Origin of the sequence: Flavonifractor sp. An306, assembly GCF_002159455.1 — a bacterium.
Classification (GTDB): Bacteria; Bacillota; Clostridia; order Oscillospirales; family Oscillospiraceae; genus Flavonifractor.
The window spans coordinates 1-1,271 of the sequence record NZ_NFIQ01000198.1; the positions used below are offsets into that span (position 1 = coordinate 1).

Consider the following 1,271-nt stretch of genomic DNA (forward strand, 5'->3'; position numbering starts at 1 on the left):
TGTACGGGCAGAGTTTTGAATCCCTCACCACCGAGCACATCCTCGGCCTGGTCTCCCAGCTTCGCCCAGATATGGTGAAGCAACTGAAAACAGCCGGCAGCGGCAAATTACCAAAGGACATCCAGCAGCGTAAGACGGAGCATTTCACCGCATCGGCCAATGATGCGTTTGCTGCCATCCGCATCACCGCCAGGGACTCCACCGAGGAGTGCTATGCTGAAATCCTGGACTACCTGTGTGCGGTGTTGGAGCAGGAGGAATTTCCCCGCAGTTACTCGGTGGAGTTCCGTGGGAAGGAAAAACTCTATCTGCCTATTCCCGGCCTGCCCAAGAAGGGAGTCAATCAGCTCTTTGCCTGCGCTGTGCAGCACCCCAATCTGTATCCAGCTATGGAGCGATACGCTCGTCTGGCTATGCGGGAGTTTGAGTGGTACCAAAACCTTGCGGACGAAACCTGTGCTATGCCTGGCACCTTTGCCGTGTTCGCCCTGGGACTGGAAGGGCCGAAGTGGTGGCGGCTGGTGTGCGATTACCTGGATCGATGTGATGACGAGCACTCCTCTTTGCAGGAGAAGTTCCTGCATATTCTGTTCAAGCAGTACGGGTTCACTGCCCAGTCCCTGCCGGTGCTGGTCCACGGAGTACAGTCCATGCAGAATCTGAAGCCCGCAAAGGAGTTCCGCGCCCTGATCGCCAATGAGGAGAGCCTGGATGCTCTGCTGGAGATCAAAGGGCATCTGGAATATTATCTGCCGGAAGAATCCGGCAATGACAAAAGGGCGCTGGCCTATCTGTGGCGTGATGTGCTCTGGGCCATCTGGGGCACAGCCTCTGAAAACGGCGGCAGCAAGGTCATCAAGACAGCGCCCAAGGAACTGAAAGAGAAATACCAGCAGGTATTTGCGTAAGGAGAACGCCATGAAAAAGAGAACGGTCAAGGACTTTATTGCCCTGTATGCCCCGGAAGATGAGGAAAAGCTGGTACTAATCCAGGACGGTATCAGCGCGGACAAAACCTTTCTGGATACCTTTTGGGCGGCGCATACCCATGCCCTCGCCATGGCGGATGTCCAGACCGGACAGGTGATCTCCGGCCGCTGCTACCTGAGCTGGCCGCTGACGGACAAGGAGCGGGAAGCCGGCGAATATTCCAAGCGGTTTGCCAAGGGCCAGATCTACCGGATCAAAGCCCGCGGCTGGAAAGGTGATGCCCTCTACGAACCTCAGTGGTATGTCACGGAGGTACTGGAGGAAGGCGTACCCTGTCCGAC

At 56.5% G+C, this 1,271-nt stretch carries 1 protein-coding gene and 1 pseudogene; both read left to right on the plus strand.

What is annotated here, in order from left to right; genetic code table 11:
* The coding region (locus B5F88_RS19565; RefSeq protein ID WP_087937061.1) for a DUF6138 family protein at positions 1-908 on the plus strand (908 nt) is incomplete at its 5' end.
* 10 nt (positions 909-918) lie between these two features.
* Positions 919-1,271, plus strand: a pseudogene (locus B5F88_RS19570) (hypothetical protein); the annotation flags it as partial.